The organism is Janthinobacterium sp. C22 (assembly GCF_057919405.1).
Window position 1 is genome coordinate 3,116,493 of record NZ_CP193659.1, and the last position, 18,083, is coordinate 3,134,575.

15 protein-coding genes and 1 pseudogene are annotated in these 18,083 nt (G+C 68.9%); 7 read left to right on the top strand and 9 right to left on the bottom strand.

From position 1 onward, the window contains the following. The first annotated feature begins 29 nt into the window (after window positions 1-29). From gloA to ACRHIG_RS14580, 6 genes are all read left to right on the top strand, one after another. Window positions 30-425: a lactoylglutathione lyase gene (gene gloA / locus ACRHIG_RS14555; protein WP_475416176.1), complete on the top strand. Its 396-nt coding sequence runs from the start codon at window positions 30-32 to the stop codon at window positions 423-425. Window positions 426-510: 85 nt separating this feature from the next. Next, window positions 511-708, top strand: a complete 198-nt coding sequence (locus ACRHIG_RS14560) for a hypothetical protein (RefSeq protein WP_489630573.1) — start codon at window positions 511-513, stop codon at window positions 706-708. Further along, the gene (gene bufA1 / locus ACRHIG_RS14565) at window positions 686-1,093 is read left to right on the top strand and encodes a BufA1 family periplasmic bufferin-type metallophore (RefSeq protein ID WP_489630574.1); all 408 of its coding nucleotides are present in this window, start codon (window positions 686-688) and stop codon (window positions 1,091-1,093) included. Before ACRHIG_RS14560 ends, bufA1 begins: the two co-directional genes overlap by 23 nt. 32 nt (window positions 1,094-1,125) lie before the next feature. Then, on the top strand, window positions 1,126-2,013 hold the full coding sequence (locus tag ACRHIG_RS14570; protein ID WP_489630575.1) for a formylglycine-generating enzyme family protein: 888 nt from the start codon (window positions 1,126-1,128) through the stop codon (window positions 2,011-2,013). Continuing rightward, window positions 2,013-2,873: an MNIO family bufferin maturase gene (bufB, locus tag ACRHIG_RS14575; protein WP_475416178.1), complete on the top strand. Its 861-nt coding sequence runs from the start codon at window positions 2,013-2,015 to the stop codon at window positions 2,871-2,873. Before ACRHIG_RS14570 ends, bufB begins: the two co-directional genes overlap by 1 nt. Beyond that, window positions 2,863-3,675, top strand: coding sequence for an HvfC/BufC family peptide modification chaperone (locus tag ACRHIG_RS14580; RefSeq protein WP_489630576.1), 813 nt, complete (start codon window positions 2,863-2,865; stop codon window positions 3,673-3,675). Before bufB ends, ACRHIG_RS14580 begins: the two co-directional genes overlap by 11 nt. A gap of 8 nt (window positions 3,676-3,683) precedes the next feature. Here ACRHIG_RS14580 and ACRHIG_RS14585 read toward each other — a convergent pair whose 3' ends face one another. Beyond that, window positions 3,684-3,872 (bottom strand): hypothetical protein, encoded by a 189-nt coding sequence (locus ACRHIG_RS14585; protein ID WP_489630577.1) that lies wholly within the window; start codon window positions 3,870-3,872, stop codon window positions 3,684-3,686. Between the two features lie 213 nt (window positions 3,873-4,085). Between ACRHIG_RS14585 and ACRHIG_RS14590 the strand changes: the two genes are divergently transcribed. Next, window positions 4,086-4,991, top strand: a complete 906-nt coding sequence (locus tag ACRHIG_RS14590; RefSeq protein ID WP_489630578.1) for a LysR family transcriptional regulator — start codon at window positions 4,086-4,088, stop codon at window positions 4,989-4,991. 19 nt (window positions 4,992-5,010) lie between these two features. Here the strand turns inward: ACRHIG_RS14590 and ACRHIG_RS14595 are convergent, their stop codons facing one another. The 8 genes and pseudogenes from ACRHIG_RS14595 to ACRHIG_RS14630 all read right to left on the bottom strand — a co-directional run bounded on the left by ACRHIG_RS14595 (window position 5,011) and on the right by ACRHIG_RS14630 (window position 18,067). After that, window positions 5,011-6,453 carry an efflux transporter outer membrane subunit gene (locus ACRHIG_RS14595; RefSeq protein ID WP_489630579.1) on the bottom strand — a complete coding sequence of 481 codons (1,443 nt, stop codon included), beginning with the start codon at window positions 6,451-6,453 and terminating at the stop codon, window positions 5,011-5,013. After that, a complete protein-coding gene (locus tag ACRHIG_RS14600) occupies window positions 6,450-7,703 on the bottom strand; it encodes an efflux RND transporter permease subunit (protein WP_489630580.1) in 1,254 nt (417 codons plus the stop codon). The genes ACRHIG_RS14595 and ACRHIG_RS14600 overlap by 4 nt, the downstream gene beginning before the upstream one ends. Window positions 7,704-7,800: 97 nt before the next feature. Then, window positions 7,801-9,591: pseudogene (locus tag ACRHIG_RS14605) on the bottom strand (efflux RND transporter permease subunit); the annotation flags it as partial. Window positions 9,592-9,593: 2 nt separating this feature from the next. Next, window positions 9,594-12,221, bottom strand: coding sequence for an efflux RND transporter periplasmic adaptor subunit (locus ACRHIG_RS14610; RefSeq protein ID WP_489630581.1), 2,628 nt, complete (start codon window positions 12,219-12,221; stop codon window positions 9,594-9,596). A gap of 104 nt (window positions 12,222-12,325) precedes the next feature. Continuing rightward, window positions 12,326-13,183: a serine O-acetyltransferase gene (cysE, locus tag ACRHIG_RS14615; RefSeq protein ID WP_475416186.1), complete on the bottom strand. Its 858-nt coding sequence runs from the start codon at window positions 13,181-13,183 to the stop codon at window positions 12,326-12,328. 296 nt (window positions 13,184-13,479) lie between these two features. After that, the gene (locus ACRHIG_RS14620) at window positions 13,480-14,808 is read right to left on the bottom strand and encodes a hypothetical protein (RefSeq protein WP_489630582.1); all 1,329 of its coding nucleotides are present in this window, start codon (window positions 14,806-14,808) and stop codon (window positions 13,480-13,482) included. Window positions 14,809-14,938: 130 nt separating this feature from the next. Then, window positions 14,939-17,068, bottom strand: coding sequence for a T6SS effector phospholipase Tle3 domain-containing protein (locus tag ACRHIG_RS14625; RefSeq protein WP_489630583.1), 2,130 nt, complete (start codon window positions 17,066-17,068; stop codon window positions 14,939-14,941). Between the two features lie 141 nt (window positions 17,069-17,209). Then, window positions 17,210-18,067: an MBL fold metallo-hydrolase gene (locus tag ACRHIG_RS14630; RefSeq protein ID WP_489630584.1), complete on the bottom strand. Its 858-nt coding sequence runs from the start codon at window positions 18,065-18,067 to the stop codon at window positions 17,210-17,212. Window positions 18,068-18,083 lie beyond the last annotated feature (16 nt).

An 18,083-nucleotide genomic window follows, 5' to 3' on the forward strand; every position in this document is an offset into this window, starting at 1 on the left:
TGTCCCAACCTGATCCGAGCCATCACACCATGCGCATACTTCATTCCATGCTGCGCGTCGCCGACCTCGACGCCGCGCTGCATTTCTACCAGGACGCCCTGGGCATGACCCTGCAGCGGCGCCACGATTATCCCGACGCGCGCTTTACGCGCGCCATCGTCGCCTATGGCGAAGCGCCCGCGCATGCCGCCATCGAACTGACGCATAACTGGGACCGGCACGACTACACCCACGGCGACGCCTACGGCTACCTGGCCCTGGCGGTCGACGATGCGGCCAGCGTCTGCGCCAGGGTGCGCGCGCATGGCGGCACCGTCACGCGCGAGGCGGGGCCGATGAAACACGGCAGCAACGTCATCGCCTTCGTGCAGGACCCCGACGGCTACCGCATCGAACTGATCGAAGCGAGCGCGCACTATGACTGATGCATCGACTTAACAACGACTGACACGGCATGGCAGGCGCGCCGCTGGCGGCGCCTGCCGGCATTTTTGAAAAGGAAGCCACCGCATGGTGCAAGTATCAACGACAAGCAAGGCTGCCATGCCGCCGGCGCCGCAGCCGCAAAACCGGCAGGCGCTGGTGCAGGCGGCCGTGGCCGCGGCCTGCGCCCTGGCCGTGGCGGTCCCCGCGCCGGCGCAGGCGCCGGAAAAAGGCCGCCGCCAAGAGCGAAATCTGCTATGGCGTGGCCAAGGCGGGCCAGAATGAATGCGCCAATACCACCTGCTTCCATTTGTGTTCGGGCTTGGCGACGGTCGACCGCGATCCCGGCGAATGGATGACCGTCCCCGCCGGCACGTGCACGGCGCTGGGCGGCAAGGTGGAAGCGGCGCCGCTGGCCTGCCCGGGCGCGGCGCCCGCCAGGACCGGCCCGCCGGCCGATGTGGCGGCGGGCGAGGCGCTGTACCACGAGGGCGACGCGGCGCGCGCGCTGCCGGCGTGCGTGGCTTGCCATGGCCCGAAGGGCAATGCGGCCGTCGCCGATTATCCGAAGCTGGCAGGCCAGAACCTGGCCTACCTGGACAGCCAGTTGCGCGCCTTCCGCTCGCATGCGCGCGTCAGTCCCTTGATGAACACGGCTGTCGCCCCCTGACGGACGGCGATATCGCCAACCTGTCCGCCTATTTGTCCAGGCAAAAGGCTGACGCCATCGATCCCGGCGTGACCAGCCCCGTGGCCGCCGGCAAGTCGTTCCGCGATTGCGACGGCGCCTGCCCGGAGATGGTGCCGCTGCCGGCAGGGCGCTTTCTCATGGGATCGCCCCCGGGCGAGAGCGGCCGCTTCGGCAATGAAGGCCAGCACCCGGTCGAGATCCTGCAGCCGTTTGCCATCGGCCGCTTCAGCCTGACGTTCGAGCAGTTCGACGCCTGCGTCCAGGATGGCGGCTGCGATGGCTACCGGCCGTCGGACGAAGGCTGGGGACGCGGCACGCGCCCGGCCGTCAACGTCAGCTGGAACGACGCGCACAGCTATCTGCGCTGGCTGTCGAAAAAGAGCGGGGCGCGCTACCGCCTGCCCACCGAGGCCGAGTGGGAATACGCGGCGCGCGCCGGCACCGTCACGGCGCGCTGGTGGGGCGAGGACATCACGCGCGGCGACGCCAAGTACGGTCCCGACGACTGCCCGCAGCAGAAGCATTGCGGCGGCGTGGTCTCCGGTTCGGGCAACTGGCCCACCACGGCGCCCGTGGGCAGCTACGCGCCCAATCCGGCAGGGCTGTACGACGTGCTGGGCAACGTGTGGCAGTGGACGGCCGATTGCTGGCACAGCGACTATGAGGGCGCGCCGAAAGATGGCCGCGTGTGGGAGGAAGCGGGCTGCAAGAAACGCGTGGCGCGCGGCGCCTCCTGGACCGATACGCCGAACTTCGTGCGCGCGGCCACCCGCCTGGGCCTGGGCGCGGAAGGACGGCGCGGCTGGATCGGCTTGCGCGTGGTGCGCGAGATGGATGCGGCGCCCGGCACGGCGGCCAAGGACGGGGCGGCGCCAGCGCGCGCGCGCGGCTTGCCCTGATGCGCGAGGTGGCGAAGGCCGCGCCCCCGGTGGGCATCGGCCTGCGCGGCGCGCATTACCGCGACATGCTGGCGCGGCGCCAGCCCGTGGACTGGCTCGAAGTCCACAGCGAGAACTATCTGGCCGAAGGCGGCTGGGACCAGCACGTGCTCGTGACGCTGCGCGCCGATTATCCCATCTCGCTGCATGGCGTCGGCATGGGTCTCGGCTCCGTGCACGGCTTTTCGCGCGCGCATGTCGAGCGCATCGCCCGCCTGGCCGCGCGCATCGAGCCGATGCTGGTGTCGGAACACCTGTGCTGGGGCGCCACCGGAGAGGCGGTGCTCAACGACTTGCTGCCGCTGCCGCTGAACGGCGCCAGCCTGGAACTGGTGTGCCAGCGCGTGGACCTGGTGCAGGAGGTACTAGGCCGTCGCATCCTGCTGGAGAACGTCTCGACCTATCTGCGCTTTCCCGGCGACAGCTGGGGCGAGACGGAATTCCTCGCCTGCGTGGCGCGCCGCACCGGTTGCGGCGTGCTGCTCGATATCAACAACCTGTATGTCAATCAATGCAATCACGGCGAGGACGCGCTGGCCGCGATGGCGGCGCTGGCGCCGGGCCTGGTCGGCGAACTGCACCTGGCCGGCCACTGCGAAGATGGCGGCCTGCTGGTCGACCACCACGGCGCGCCCGTTGCCGCCCCCGTGTGGGAACTGTACCGCGCCGCCTTGCGCCGCTACGGCCCGCTGCCCACCCTGGTCGAATGGGATACCAATCTGCCGCCCCTGGCCACCCTGCTCGACGAAGTGGCCCGCGCGCGGACGCTTGCCGGCGAGGCGCTCGCGCCGGCGGCCCTGGCGGCATGCGATGACGCTTGAGGAACTGGCGCGCCTGCAGGCCGCCTTCGGCGCGCAGATCGGCGCGCACGTGCCGGATGCGTGCGCGCTGGCGCCTTGGCTGGAAGGCGATGCACGCGGCGCCAGCGCCCTGGCGCGCTATGGCCAGGCGCTGCGCCAGCATCACGCGCGCTCGCTGGAACTCGTGTATCCGGTGCTGCGCGCGCTGGGCGGCGCTTCCTGGTTCCTGGCCATGGCGCACGCCTACGGCGATGCGCATCCGTCGCGCAGCGCGGACCTGGCCCGTTTCGGCGCCAGCCTGCCGGTGTTTCTTGCCGCCTGGCCGCCGGCCGCCGCGCATGGCTATTTTGCCGACGTGGCGCGCCTCGAGTGGCTGCTGCACGAGGCGCATGGCGCGCCCGACGCGGCGCCCCTGACGCTGCCCGACGTGCAGGCGGCCGGTGCCGGCCAGGTCGATGCCTGGCAGCTGGCGCTGCATCCGGCGGCCGTGCTGTACCGCTCGCCCTGGCGCGCGGCGGCGATCTGGCTGGCGCACGACGCCGCGGCGCGGCATGCCATGCCGGCCGGCCCCGTGGGCGAGACGCTGGCGCTGGTGTACCGCGATGGCTGGACGGCGCGGGTGCGCGAGATCGATGCGGCGGAAGCGGCGGCGCTGGGCGTGCTGGCCGGCGGGGCCGCCCTGGGCGCTGCGCTGGCGGCGGCGCAGCAGGCGCACCTGCTGGACGCCAATGGCACGCCGTTCGCGCCGGCCCCCTTGCTGCTGCGCTGGCTGGCCGATGGCGTGCTGGTGCGGGCGAGCGATGGCGCGCGTGCGTTGAGGTAAAGGCGTGCCTACAATGGCCAGCCGCAGGTGCCCCAGCCGGTGGCGTCGAGCGGATAGGCATCGGCCGGCGCGGCCGCGGCCTTGCCTTCGCTGCCTTCGCTGCCTTCGCTGCCGTCCTGCTCCTGCCCAGGCTCCTGGCGCGGCGCCGCGCCTGCCGGCGCGAGGAAGCGCGCGGCCCAGGACAGCAGGCGGCTCACCGGGCGCTCCCCGGCAGTGGTGCCGGTGCGTGGTGACCGGCGCGGGCGGCATGGGCGGATGAAGGAGCAAGAATGGCTGGCATGTCGTTGTCGATCAAAGTGGCGATGCAGCCATCGTAGCGCCGCGCCGGGCGCGCCGGAAGGCGTGTGGCGCGCAATGTATCCATGCGTCCGGCGCCATGGCGCCGGCAAATCATGCTAAGGTAAGAAACTATGTCGCTACCCGATCTGAACCTCTTAATCACCCTTGATGTCCTGCTCGCCGAAGGCAGCGTCACGCGCGCCGCGCGGCGCTTGCGCCTGAGTCCATCGGCCATGAGCCGCGCCCTTGCGCGCCTGCGCGAGACGACCGGCGATCCGCTGCTGGTGCGCGCCGGGCGCGAACTGGTGCCCACGCCGCGCGCGCTGGAGCTGCGCGAACGGGTGGGCCAGCTGGTGGGCGAGGCGCTGGCCGTGCTGGGACCGGCGCAGCGGCTCGATCCGCGCCAGCTGGAGCAGACGTTCACGCTGCGTTCGAGCGACGGTTTCGTGGAAAATTTCGGCCCGGCACTGCTCGCGCATATCGGCGCGCAGGCGCCCGGCGTGCGTCTGCGCTTCGTGCAAAAGGTCGACCGCGAAAGCGTGCAGCTGCGCGAGGGCAGCATCGATCTGGAGACGGGCGTGATCGGCAGTTTCACGAGTCCGGAAGTGCGCACGCGCCGCTTGTTCGGCGACCGCTTCGTGGGCGTGGTGCGCAGCGGCCATGCGCTGGCGCAGGGCGAGATCAGCGCCGAGCGCTATGCGGCCGGCCAGCATGTGCTGGTGGCGCGGCGCGACCAGGATACGGGGCCGATGGATGACGCGCTGGCCGCGCTGGGACTGCAGCGCACGATCGCCAGCATCGTCGGCGGCTTCACGGCGGCGCTGGCGCTGGCCGCCGGCTCGGACCTGATCGCCACGGTGCCGGAGCGGCATACGGGCAATCTGCGCGCCGGCATGTTCAGCTTTGCGCTGCCGCTGCGCATGCCGGATCTGACCGTCTCGCTGATGTGGCATCCGCGCATGGACGCCGATCCCGCCCACCGCTGGCTGCGCGGCTGCGTGGTCGACGCCTGCGCCGGTCAGGCAGGCATAGCCTGACGGCGCCGGCAGCGTTACTCTAGCGCGGCACGGGCCCGTCGAAGCCGCCGGCCATGGCCGTGTAGCTGCGTGCCGTGGCGATGGCCACGTCGCGGTGCGCCGTCACCAGCTGTTCCTGCGTGGCCAGCGCAATGCGTTCCGCTTCGAGCACGCCGAGCAGGCTTTCCGCGCCTTCCTGGTAGCGCACGCGCGCCAGGCGCGCGCTTTCCTGCGCCAGCTGGTGCGCCTGGCGCAGTTCCGCATGGCGGCCGCGCAGCTGCACCCATTGCGCGATGGCGCTGTCGGTCTCCTCCAGCGCCAGTGCCAGCGCCTTGTCGAAGCCGGCCTGCGCGGCCAGCACCTCGGCGCCGGCCGCGCGCGCGCGGGCGCGGCGCGTGCCGCCATCGAACAGCGGCAGGGAAAAGGCGGCGCCCGCATGCCAGCGCGCCGCATCGCCGCCATTCCAGTCGCCGGCCACGCCGGAGGCGCCGAACAGCGCGCCCAGGCTGATGCGCGGGAAGCGCTCGGCGATGGCGGCGCCTTCGCGGGCGCTGGCGGCCGCCAGCGCGCGTTCTGCCGCGCGCACGTCGGGCCGGCGCAGCAGCAGGTGGGCCGGTTCGTCCGTCAGCAAGGATTGCGGCAGCGGCAGCGCCAGCGGCATCGGCTGGTCGAGCGCCGCCAGTTCCGGCGCGTCGAGGCGCTGCCCGGTGAGGGTCGCCAGGCGGTTGCGCGCCATGCGTTCTTCGGCGTTCAGGCTGGGCAGGCGGGCGCTGGCCAGGCGCATCTGCGCCTCGGCGCGCATGCGTTCGGCCGGTGCGGCGCGGCCCGCGTTCTCGCGCTCGCGCACCAGTTGCAGGGTGCCGGACTGGTTCGATAGCTGTTCCTGCAGGCTGGCGCGCATCTGCTGCGCGCCGCGCAGCACCAGGTAGGCGTCCACTACCTGCGCCAGGATCAGGCGCCGCACGTCGTCGCGCACGGCGGCGCGCTCGTCCGCCGATGCCTCGGCCGCGGCGATGCTGTGGCGCACGCGGCCGAACAGGTCGAGCTCCCAGCTGAAGACGGCGTTCCACTGCACCGGCGAGGCGATGTGCGGCTGGCCGTCGCCGCTCTCGATCGCCGCCAGGCGCGCGCGCCCGGCCTGGGCATCGAGATCCACCGTCGGCAGGCGGGCGCCGCGCGCCGCCTGCGCGAACTCGCTGGCGCTGGCCAGGCGCGCGGCGGCGATGCGCACGTCGTAATTGTCTTGCCAGGCGCGCTTGACCAGCTGCTCCAGCCTGGCATCGCCCAGTTCCTGCCACCACAGCGCCGGCGGCGCGCCGGCCTGCAGCTCCGGTGCGCCCGCCGAGGGCAGGACCGGCAGCTGCGCCGGCTCGAGCGCCCGCGTCGCCGTGGGCGTGCCGGCGCTGCAGCCGGCCAGGGCCAGCATGGCCGCCGCCAGCAGCGGCGCGGCGTGGCGCGTGTTCAGGTGTGTCATGCGGCTCATGCGGCTTCTCCCAGCGCGACCGTGTGCGTGGCGGGCGCCGCGCGGCGCCTGCTCAGCAAGGTGAAAAACAAGGGTGTAAACAACAGGCCCGACAAGGTCACGCCCAGCATGCCGGCGAAGACGGCCGTGCCCATCGACTGGCGCATTTCCGCGCCGGGGCCGGAAGACAGCATCAGCGGTATCGCGCCCAGCAGGAAGGCCAGCGACGTCATCAGGATCGGCCGCAGACGCGTGCGGGCGGCGGCGATGGCCGCTGCGCGCGCATCGGCGCCGGCCGCCATCGCCTGGCGCGCGAATTCGACGATCAGGATGGCGTTCTTGGCGGCCAGGCCGATCAGCACCACGATGCTGATCTGCGTCAGCACGTTGTTGTCCAGGCCGCGCCACGACACGCCGATCAGCGTGGCCAGCACGCAGCTGGGCACGATCAGCACGACGGACAGCGGCAGCAGCCAGCTTTCAAACAGGGCCGCCAGCAGCAGATACACCAGCAGCACGGCCAGGCCCAGCACCATGCCGGTGCTGGCGCCCGCGTGTTTTTCCTGCAGCGCCAGTTCCGTCCACTCGTAGTCGAAGCCGGCCGGCAGGCGCGCCTTGAGCAGCTCTTCCATCGCGGCGATGGTTTGCCCCGTCGAGTAGCCGGGCTTGGTGCTGCCCTGGATTTCGGCGGCTGGATACAGGTTGTAGCGCGGCACGCGGAACGGCGCCGTGCCTTCGCTGAAGGTGGCCACGCTGCCCAGCGGGACCATGTCGCCGTTGGCGGCGCGCGTCTTCAGGGCGGCCAGGTCGGCCACGCTGCGCCGGTAGGGCGCGTCCGCCTGGGCGGTGACGCGCCAGACCCGGCCCATCAGGTTCATGTCGTTGACGAACACGGGCGCCATGTAGCTTTGCAGGGTCTCGTTGACGCGCAGCAGCGGCACGCCCAGGTATTCGGCCTTGGTGCGGTCCAGCTCGACCTTGACCTGCGGGCTCATGGCGTTGAACGGCGTGAAGGCGCCCATCACCGAGGGCAGCTTGCCCGCTTCCTCGGCGATGCCGCGCGCGGCCGCCTGCAAGGCTTGCGGTCCCAGGCCGCCCGTGTCGCGCAGCATCAGCTTGAAGCCGCCGCCGGTGCCGATGCCGGGCACGGAAGGCGGCGGTATCACCATCACGCGCGCCGCGCTGATGGGCGCCAGCTTGCCGCGCAGGGCGCCCAGCATGGCCGGGCCGTCCAGGCCATCGCTGGCGCGCGCGCCGAAGTCCTTGAACATGGTGAAGATGACGGCCGTGTTGGGCGCCGAAGTAGAACGTGGCGCCGTCGGTGCCGACGAAGGCGGCCGTGTGGGCCACGCCCGGGTGGCTCATCAGGCGGGCCGTGGCGTCCTGCACCACTTCGCTGGTGCGCGCCAGGGTCGAACCGGCCGGCAGCTGGATCGAGACGATGGCATAGCCGCGGTCCAGCTGCGGCACGAAGCCGCGCGGCGTGACGTCCAGGCGCCACAGGGTCAGGCCCGCCAGCACGAGGTACACGGGCAGCATCAGCCAGCGCCGCGAGAGGATGCGCCCGGTCAGTTGCACATAGCCTCCGGTCAGGCGGGAAAAACCGCGGTTGAAGATGGCCATCCAGCGCGCGCCCAGGCTGTTGGCGTCGTGCTGCGGCTTGAGCAGCAGCGCGGCCAGGGCCGGCGACAGCGTCAGCGAGACCAGCGCCGAGATCACGGTGGAGGCGGCGATGGTGACGGCGAACTGGCGGTAGAACATGCCGGAGATGCCGTCGATGAAGGCCGTCGGCACGAACACGGCCACCAGCACCAGCGCGATGGCGACGAGGGCGAAGCCCACCTCGTTCATGCTGCGCTGCGCCGCGGCGACGGGGCTCATGCCTTCCTCCATGTGGCGCTCGACGTTTTCCACCACCACGATGGCGTCATCGACGACGATGCCGATGGCCAGCACCAGGCCGAACAGCGACAGGGTATTGAGGGTATAGCCCATCGCTGCCAGCACCGTGAAGGTGCCGACCAGGGACACGGGAATGGCCAGGATGGGAATGATGGCGGCGCGCCACGAGCCGAGGAACAGCAGCATGGCCAGGCACACCAGCAGCGCCGCCTCGAAGATGGTGTCGCGCACCTTGTCGATCGAGGAGCGGATGAATTCGGTCGGGTTGTAATAGGCGTGGTAGGCGACGTCCTGCGGAAAATCGGCTTCCATTTTGGCCAGCTGCGCCAGCACGCGGTCGCCGGTGGCCAGCGCGTTCGAGCCGGGCAGCAGGCTGATGCCCAGCGCGATGGCCGTGCGGTTGTCGACGAAGCCGCTTTCCGTGTAATCCTGCGCGCCCATCTCGACGCGCGCCACGTCGCGCAGGCGCACCACGCCGCCGTCGGCATGGGCGGCCACGACGATCGCCTCGAATTCGGCCACGTCGCGCAAGCGGCTTTGCGCCTGCACCTGCACCTGGTAGGCGCCGTCGCTGCCGCCGGGCGGCTGGTTCAATACCCCGGCGGCGACCTGCGAGTTGGCTTGCCGCACGGCGGCGATCACTTCCGGCGCGCTCAGGCCCAGCGAGGCCACGCGCGCCGGGTCGAGCCAGATGCGCATCGAGAAGTCGCGCGCGCCGCGCGTGTAGATGTCGCCGACGCCTTCGATGCGGGCCAGCTTGTCCTTGACGGCGGTGCCGATGAAGTTGGAGATGTACTGCTGGTCGCGCGTGCCTTTCGGCGAATCGAACAGCACCACCATCAGCAGGTCGGGCGAGGCCTTCTTGACGGCCAGTCCCAGCCGGCGCACGGCTTCGGGCAGGCGCGCTTCGGCCACCGCCACGCGGTTCTGCACCAGCGACTGGGCCTGCTCGACGTTGGTGCCCGGCTTGAATACCACGCTGATGGTCAGCTTGCCGTCGCCCACCGATTGCGAGGACATGTAGAGCATGCCGTCGACGCCGTTGATTTCCTGTTCGATCGGCGCGGCGACCGTATCGGCGATTTCCTGCGCCGAGGCGCCAGGGTAGCTGGCCTTCACCGTCACCGTGGGCGGCACGATCTCGGGAAACTCGGAGATCGGCAGGCGCATGGCCGACACCGCGCCCACGAGGGTGATCAGGATCGACAGCACGATGGCAAACACGGGACGGCGGATGAAAAATTGGGAAAAGCGCATGGTCACTCCTTAGGTGCCGCTGGCGCGGGAGCCGCCACCAGCACCTGGTCGCCCGGGCGCACCTTGGCCGCGCCGGAGACGATGACCCGGTCCTGCGGCGCGAGGCCGGACAGCACGATCTGCTTGTCACCCTGCAGGCCGCCCAGTTCCAGCTTGCGCGGCGCCACCTTGCCCGCCGCGTCCACGACGAACACCATCTTTTTGTTCTGGTCGCTGAGGATGGCGGCGTCGGGTACCAGCAGGCGCTCTTGCGCCGCGCCGACGGGAATGCGCACGCGGGCAAAGCTGCCCGGCATGACGGCGCGGTCGGCGTTGGCCAGGCTGGCGCGCAGGCGCACCGTGCCCGAGCGGGCGCTGATCTCGTTGTCGACAAAGTCGACGCTGGCATCCTGGGCGGGGCCGCCGCCATCGAGCGCCAGCTGCACCTTGGACGGCAGCTTGCTTTGCTGGCGCAGGCGCTGGAAATCCGCTTCCGACAGGTCGACCATGGCGCGCACGGGGCTGTGCGCGACGATGGTGGTCAGCACGCCGCTCTGCGCCGCGCCGCCTGCGACATAGTTGCCGACGTCGACGCGGCGGTCCGACACGGTGCCGGCGATGGGTGCGCGCATGGTGGTGAAGGACAGTTCCAGTTCGGCGCTGCGCAATTCCGCCTGGCTCAGCATGACGGCCGCCTGCGCGCCTTCCAGCTCGCCGCGCGCCCGTTCCAGCTCCTCGGTGCTGGCCGCGCCCGTCTGCTGCAGCCGGCTGCTGCGTTCGAACTGGGCCGTGGCCAGCTTGCTGCGCGCATGGGCCTGGGCCAGGCTGGCCCGGGCGCGGTCGCGCGCCGCCGCGAAGGGGCGCGGGTCGATGACGAACAGCGCATCGCCGGCCTTGACCTGCTGGCCATCGCGAAACGCGATCTGCTGCAAATAGCCCGACACGCGCGAGCGCACTTCCACGCGCTGCGACGGCTCGATGCGGCCCGTGTAGTCGAGGCTCGCTTGCACCATCGACGTTTCCGGCAGCGCCACGGAAACAGTGGGCTTGGGCGGCGGACCGCCAGGCGCGGCCTGGGAACGGCCGCAGCCGGATAACGTGGCGCTGCAGGCCAGGGCCAGCAGCAGTAACAGCGGGACGGGCAGGGAGGGGGTCGGACGGGGGCGCATCATGCGGGGTCTCCAGAAGGCGTAGGGGGCTTGGCCAGGGCGCGGCCGAGCGCGAAAATGGCCAGCGCGGCGAGTATCAGCGCGCTGGCGACGGCAAAGGTGGCGTGCATGCCACGGATCATGGCGGCTGGCTGGGCGCCGGCGATATCGCTGGCGCTGGCAAAAAGCGAAGACGGCGCCCATCACGGAGGCGCCCGTGACGAGGCCCAGATTGCGCGACAGATTGAGCATGCCGGAGATGAGGCCGCGCTGCTCGGGCACGATGTCGCCCATCACGGCGGTATTGTTGGCCGCCTGGAACAGCGCGTAGCTGGCCGTGAGCAGCATGATCGGGGCGACGTAGCCGGGAATGCCCAGGCTGGCCGGCAGCAGGGACAGCGCCAGGCAGGCGGCGGCCGCGCCGCACAGGCCCGCGCCGCCCATGCGCTGCGCGCCGTAGCGGTCCACCAGCCAGCCGGACGGCACGCCGCAGAACGCCGCCACCAGCGGTCCGGCCGCCAGCACCATGCCGGTGACGGCGGTGCCCAGGCCCAGGCCGCGCGCCAGGTAGAAGGGACCGACCACCAGGGTGGACATCATGACCGTCGACACGAGCATGCTGGTCGCCAGGCCGGCGCTGAGCACGGGCGCGCGCAGCATGGCCAGGCGTATCAGCGGCGCCGGCGCCTTCAGCTCCACGTAGACGAACAGGGCGCCGCCCACGCAGGCGGCCAGCAGCAGGGCCACGTTGCGCATGCCGAAATGGCCGCGGCCCAGGGTCATGGCCAGCGCGTACGCGGCCAGGGTCAGCGCCAGCAGCAGCGTGCCGCGGTGGTCGAAGACGGGCCGTTTGGCGTGCGCGCCGTGCTGGTCGGCCGGCAGGAAGCGCCAGACCATCAGCAGCGCCACGCCGGCCAGCGGCACGTTGACGAGGAAGATGGATTGCCAGCCGAAGCGCGCGATCAGCAGGCCGCCCAGCGCGGGGCCGAGCGTGGTGCCGACGGCCGACATGGTGCCGAGCAGGCCCATGGCGCTGCCCGTCTGCGCCTTGGGCACGGTGCTGCCGACGAAGGCCATGGTCAGCGCCATCATGACGGAGGCGCCCAGGCCTTGCAGGGCGCGCGCGGCGACCAGCAGCCACAGGGTGGGCGCCAGGGCGCACAGGATGGAGGCGGCGGCGAACAGGGCGATGCCGGCCAGCAGCAGGCGGCGCCGGCCGATCATGTCGCCGAGGCGGCCCACGCTGACGATCAGCGCGGTGATGGCCAGCAGGTAGGCCAGCACGATCCATTGCACGTCCTGGAACGGCGCATGCAGGGCCCTGGCCATGTCGGGCAGGCCCACGTTGGCGATGCTGGTACCCAGCGCGGGCAGCAGCATCGACAGGGACAGGCTGGCAAGCGCGCCGCGCACGGGCATCGTGGCGGCGCCGGCCTGGGCGGCCTGCTGGCTGGGTGTGGGGGTACGGGTTTTGACGGCGAATTCATAAGGTGGCTGATCCATCCAATAAGAGTCATTACATGGTACTGAGGGATTTGGCATGGCGGAAGACGCATCATTTGCACTATGTTGTTGCGTTTGACGCCATGTCTTGTGCGTGGGCGCCGCTACAGCATCTGGTCCATCTCGAAGGCGGGCGGGGTGTCGGCCAGGTGGTAGCGGACGATGCGCCCGGGAATGCCGGCCACGGTGCAATGCGCGGGCACGTCGCGCAGGACCACGCTGCCGGCGGCTACCTTGCTCATGGTGCCGATCTCGATGTTGCCGAGGATTTTGGCCCCCGCGCCCAGCATCACGCCCGAGCGTATCTTCGGATGACGGTCGCCATGTTCCTTGCCGGTGCCGCCGAGGGTGACGTTCTGCAGGATGGAGACGTTGTCGTCGACCATGGCCGTTTCGCCGATGACGATGCCGCTGCCGTGATCGAGCATGATGCCCGCGCCGATGCGCGCGGCCGGATGGATGTCGATGCCGAAGACGCCGGCCGCATGGCTGGACAGGGAATACGCGGCCTCGCTGCGGCCCGCCGTCCACAGATGGTGGGCCATGCGGTAGGTCTGCAGGGCGTGAAAACCCTTCAGGTTCAGCAGCGCGTGCAGGCTGTCGGGGCAGGCGGGATCGCGCTGCGCGATGGCCGCAAGGTCGGCCGTGATGCTGGCCAGGATGGGCGGCTGCGTGCTTAAAATATCCTCGAACAGGGGCCGCAGCACGGCCGGGCGCATGTCGCGCGCGCCCAGGCGCTGGGCCAGGACGGCGGCGAGCAGTCCGGCGGGGCTGTCGTGCGGCAGTATCAGCTCGTCGAGCATGGGGCGCAGCAGCGGCTCGCGCGCGGCGAGCCGCTGCGCCATGCCGCGCACCTGCGTCCAGACGCTGGCGATGCCGTCGGACTGGCTGGCTGCGGCGGCATCGATGCGGCGCAAGGGCGGCGCGGGCGGCAGGGGGCTGGCGTAGGTCAAGTAGGTCATCGTGGTGCCTGTCCAGGCAAAGGAGGGGGAAGTGGAGCGCATGCAACAAGGCCGGCGCCGGCTGGCAAGGACCCGGGGTCCCGGAAGGCCGGGCCAGGCCGATTGCGGGTACACGATAAGCCGCCACGGGGAGCGAAGCAAATCGTAAATACTGAGCGCGCGGCTCACGATTCCTGATGCTTGGGCGCGCAAGAGGCGAGCGCCGGCGGGTTGGCTGCGGCGTCCGGGCCGGATGCTGCATGGGAGCGTGCACGCATGGCGCGCAGCGTGAAGGGCGCTGGCCAGCGCCCCGGCCTTTATTTTGAGTACCCCTGCATGTCGTCCGCCGTGTCGTGGCGGATGCCCCACCAGGGCAAGTAGGCATGGTTTTCACCACGGGCGCGGAACCACGGCTTGTCGTGGGCGATGGGGCGCACCGTTGCCGGTGGCGTGACCAGCACGCCCGTGACGCTGTCAGGATCACTGGTGCCCGCCACCAGCACGGGCTGGCCGACGTGGTTGGCATGGGCGATGCCCAGGGCGACATTGGTCAGCGCCGTGCCGGCGCCCATCTCGCCCAGCAGGGCCGGCGTATTGAAGGTCTGCGGCAGGAAGTCGAAGCCCGGCACTTCCAGGCTCAAGGCATGCGCCAGCTGGGCCAGGCGGTCGGAGGAGGTGGGCAACGTCTTGTTTGCGTCGTGGATGACGTAGCCGATGTCTTCTTCCGTCTTGCCGCCCTGACGCGCCGCCTCGGCGAACGCCGCCTGCCACGCCTGCACGGCGCGCGGCGGCTTGCCCTTGGCCAGTGCAAAATCGGCCACGCTTTTCGTGGCCGGATAGCCTATCCACGCCAGCGCCGCCCGTTCCGTCTTGTAGCCGGGGCCGGCCAGCACGAGCAGCACCAGGTTTTCATTGATCTGCATGGGCTTCGGCCGGCTCGGCGCGTCCCAGTTCATGACCCACACGGTTTCCTTCGGATGCGCTTCCAGATAGGCCAGCGCCGCGTGGAGGGAGACGAAGCCCGCATTGTTGCCGCCCAGGGTGATGCGCACGTCGGGCGGGGTGGCGCGGGTCCATAGGGTGGGGAAATTGGTATTGCCGATGCTGAAGGTGTCGGTGATGGTTTGCTGCGTGAATTGGTGTACTTCTGCCAGATCGAATTTCCCTTCAGGCAGGGCATATTCCACGCGGATGCCTGCCAGTTCACGCCAGTTCTGTTTTTGATCCTTGGGATAGACGTGGTAGAAGTAGGTGGGGCTGGAATAGTAAATGTCGTGAAAATTGGTCATCAGCTCGCGCAGATACTTATGGTGATAGCCCTTGAACGTTTCCCTGCCATTGATATCGTGGGCAATGGGGGCGACGGCCTGCAGGGTGCTGAAACCCCTGGGATCCGTCCTGACCATATCGTCATTCTTGTTGGGTTTGGCCAGGCCGAGCGTCCAGAGCAACTGCCACTCGGTCGGATAGTCGAGCCGCTGCAGCGGATTGAGCCACTGCAGTCCCACCACTTGTGCCCGGAAAGGAACGTGGGCCGTGATTGGTGGGAGATCGTCTTCTTTCTGCGCAGGTTTCACGGCACAGGCCGTCAATAGCGCAAACATGGAGAAAGCGGCGAGCATGGGCAGCGCGAGGAACTGTTTCATGAATTCTCCAGGTGAATGGAAAGTCTGATGACCTACATAGCTTGGCCAGTTGAGCCAGAACGCAAGACAAATGACAATAAAAGATGCGGCGAGCGCCCAGGCCAGTCGCTGGCGCGGCGTGGCAATGAGTTTATGCACCGTCAGTCCTCAGCGCAAAGTTGGTGGAAGGGTCGGCAGGCCTGGCATTCTGGCGCTCGTCAACGATGCTTTTTGGTTTTCTGGCAGGGCTGTCTTTGTCATTTGCCCATGTAAATAAAGATACATTTTTAAATGTGCCATTGTTGTAGTATTCAAAGAACTCTCCAGACTCGAAAGATGCGCCTTTCAACAGGCTCCAATCCGCCGCAACCCTTAATTCCCGCAGTTCCTCCCGCCTGATCGTGCACACCCCCACCGCCACGTCATACGCCAGCGCCTTTTCCGCATGCTCGGGATTGGTCATGATGGTCGAGTGATCGGTGGCGTGGGTGTCGATATTGGCGGCCAGGTAGCTCTGGATTTCGTTCTTGCGCCAGGCATTGAATTCCTTGCTAGCCTCTTCCGGCTCGTCCACCGCCGTCACCGGTTTGCCTTTTTCGACCCAGCCGTCGCGCCTGGCCTGCATGCGCAGCATGCCATTCTGTTCGTAGCGCAGCGCCGCCTCGGTCTGCGCATCGCCCTTGCCCTGGGATCGGTAAGGCGCATACGCATCGTCGGCTTCGGCGGCGCGGTCCTTGTGCAGGGAGTCGGCGGGGGCATCGCAGTCTTCGTCAAATTGTTCGCTCGTGTCGGCATAGCGCTTCGAGCGCGGCAGGAAGGGCTCGGGCAGCTTGGGCGCCTTCATCGGCAGCCGCCAGGTCTTGGGCGGCAGGGCGTTGATGCGCGTGCCGGCAGTCTTGGCGAGAATGATGACGATGGGCGCAAACAGAAAGGTCAGTATCTTGCGGCCGATGCCTTTGCTGGCCCGCATGCCCTTTTCGATCGAGTACTCGGCGACCAGCGAGCGCGGGTGCCAGAAATCGAGGCTGTCCGGCGTCAAGGGCTGGCCATTGCGCTGCCAGATATCGTAGTCCTTCTCATCTTCCTGGCCGACAAGGTGATTTTGCGCAAACACGCGCTGGGTGAAGATCCCTTCGCCGCCCGTATCGGCAATTTCCTGTGCCGACATGCCGCGCCAGCCTATGCCCTGCACGGGCGTGGCGGAAATCACCTGGTCGTGCGGATTGAAATACAAGGTAACCCGGCCATAGGTGGAGCCATGCAAACCGTAGTCTGCGCGGTCGAACGCGGCCGTATAGCTGTCCTTGCGTGCAGGCTTGCGATTGGCGCTGTACTCGTCGACAAAGGCGGCATCCTGCTGCATGGCCGGACGGGTGCGCAAGATATTGAAAAACGCTTTCAAGGTTTGCGTGCGGGCCTCATACTTTTGCCGGCCCGTGTTGCCATGCTTATCCTTCAGATGGCCGCTGACCCAGTTTTCCGTGAAGTTGCTGTCGAGCAGGCTGTAGGGCGGGTTGCATAGTACATAGGAGTCGGCCACGGCGGAGGCGCCCAGCGTTTCGCCGAGAAAGGCGGCCGCCATGGCCACCATATTGCCCTGGCTATGGCAGACGATGGTGACGGGCGCGTCGTGCTGGCAAGCGCGTATCGACTGTACGAGATGTGCCAGGCGCCAGGCGGCGAACACGAAGTACGGGCGCGGCGGGCAGGCATACACTTGCCGGTCATTCGTCGGGTTCATGTGCTGGATATGCATCCACAGGAACAGCTCCTCCGACAAGCCCTGGTTCCACAGGTCAGGCAGGGCGCTGCAGCCGTTGGCGAACGGCCCGCCGCCCCAGTAATTCTTTTCGTTCAGATAGATGCCGTCGCCGAATGCCTGCAATTCCTCGCCGTTGGCCTTGTAGCCCCAGCGAAAGCGGATCACGGGCGAATTGGCGTCGTCTGCCTGCAGGAAGGTGGTGGCGTTGCGCTTGGGATTGAGGAAGCCGTCATCCGTCAATTCGCGCGCGTAAGTGGCGGCCTGCATCTTTCCGGCGGCCGGGCCCGGGATTTCCAGGTCTTCGTCGCGGCGCTTCAGACGGGCATTCAGCCCGGCGCACAGGCCTTGCTCCGCTTGCTCATACCATTCGCCGTCGGAATTGACGCCGTGCACAAAGATGACGATGCCGGGACGCGGCAGGCGCGTGACGGCCTGGAGCAGCGCGTGGCTGAACAAGGCCGTGCCTTCGGCTTCGGCCAGCAGCAGGCAATTCGTATCGAGCGTAGGGTCGGGCGACATGCGAGCGCTCCGTCAGCGTTAAGCAGGAAAAAGCGGCGCCAAAGTGAATTCAGGCAATCTGCACTGTATGCGGATTGCCTGAGGTGGAACTTGCGTGGTGTCAAGAAAGGAGGGGAGGCGGGCGGGCAGTGCCCGCAGGGATCAGATCGCGTTCAGCGGTATTTTAAGGTAGCGCACGCCGTTGTCTTCCGGCTCGGGCAGCTTGCCCGCGTTGATGTTGACCTGGATGGCGGGCAGGATCAGGGTCGGCATGTCGAGGGTGGCGTCGCGGCCCGTGCGCATGGCTACGAATTGCTCTTCCGTGATGCCGTCGCGCAAGTGGATGTTGCTGGCGCGTTGTTCGGCCACCGTCACTTCCCAGCGCGGGGCGCGGCCGTTGGGCGGGTAGTCGTGGCACATGAACAGCCGCGTTTGCGGCGGCAGGGCCAGCAGGCGCCGCACGGAGCGGTACAGCAGGGAAGCGGAGCCGCCGGGGAAGTCGCAGCGGGCCGAACCCACGTCCGGCATGAACAGGGTGTCGCCGACAAACACGGCGTCGCCGATCTGGTACGCCAGGTCGGCCGGCGTGTGGCCCGGCACGTGCAGCGCGCGCACTTCAAGCTTGCCGATATGAAACACCTGGTCGGGCGCGAACAGCTGGTCGAACTGCGAGCCGTCGGCTTTGGCGCCGTCCTGGTGGTAGACGGCGGCGAAGGCCTGCTGCACCGTCTGGATGGCGGCGCCGATGGCCACGTCGCCGCCCAGCTGCTGCTGCAGGTAGGGCGCGGCGGACAAGTGGTCGGCGTGTGCGTGGGTTTCCAGCAGCCAGCGGCACTGCAAGCCGTGTCCGCGCACGAAGGCGATCACCTTGTCGGCCGAGGCGGTCGAGGTGCGCCCCGCCTTGGGGTCGTAGTCGAGCACGGAATCGATGATGGCGCAGTCCCGGCCATCGGCCTCGTAGACAACATAGGTGACGGTGGCGGTGGTCGGGTCGAAGAAGGCTTGGATTTGTGGAGTCATCGCGGCGGCAAGGGAC

Bases quoted from the DNA above. Each gene is read 5' to 3' on its own strand.
- ACRHIG_RS14620 (WP_489630582.1), bottom strand. From the start codon at position 14,808: ATGAAACAGTTCCTCGCGCTGCCCATGCTCGCCGCTTTCTCCATGTTT.
- ACRHIG_RS14595 (WP_489630579.1), bottom strand. From the start codon at position 6,453: ATGAGCCGCATGACACACCTGAACACGCGCCACGCCGCGCCGCTGCTG.
- bufB (WP_475416178.1), top strand. From the start codon at position 2,013: ATGCGCGAGGTGGCGAAGGCCGCGCCCCCGGTGGGCATCGGCCTGCGC.
- ACRHIG_RS14590 (WP_489630578.1), top strand. From the start codon at position 4,086: ATGTCGCTACCCGATCTGAACCTCTTAATCACCCTTGATGTCCTGCTC.
- ACRHIG_RS14625 (WP_489630583.1), bottom strand. From the start codon at position 17,068: ATGTCGCCCGACCCTACGCTCGATACGAATTGCCTGCTGCTGGCCGAA.
- ACRHIG_RS14580 (WP_489630576.1), top strand. From the start codon at position 2,863: ATGACGCTTGAGGAACTGGCGCGCCTGCAGGCCGCCTTCGGCGCGCAG.
- ACRHIG_RS14560 (WP_489630573.1), top strand. From the start codon at position 511: ATGGTGCAAGTATCAACGACAAGCAAGGCTGCCATGCCGCCGGCGCCG.
- ACRHIG_RS14600 (WP_489630580.1), bottom strand. From the start codon at position 7,703: ATGTTCAAGGACTTCGGCGCGCGCGCCAGCGATGGCCTGGACGGCCCG.
- ACRHIG_RS14610 (WP_489630581.1), bottom strand. From the start codon at position 12,221: ATGGATCAGCCACCTTATGAATTCGCCGTCAAAACCCGTACCCCCACA.
- ACRHIG_RS14630 (WP_489630584.1), bottom strand. From the start codon at position 18,067: ATGACTCCACAAATCCAAGCCTTCTTCGACCCGACCACCGCCACCGTC.
- cysE (WP_475416186.1), bottom strand. From the start codon at position 13,183: ATGACCTACTTGACCTACGCCAGCCCCCTGCCGCCCGCGCCGCCCTTG.
- gloA (WP_475416176.1), top strand. From the start codon at position 30: ATGCGCATACTTCATTCCATGCTGCGCGTCGCCGACCTCGACGCCGCG.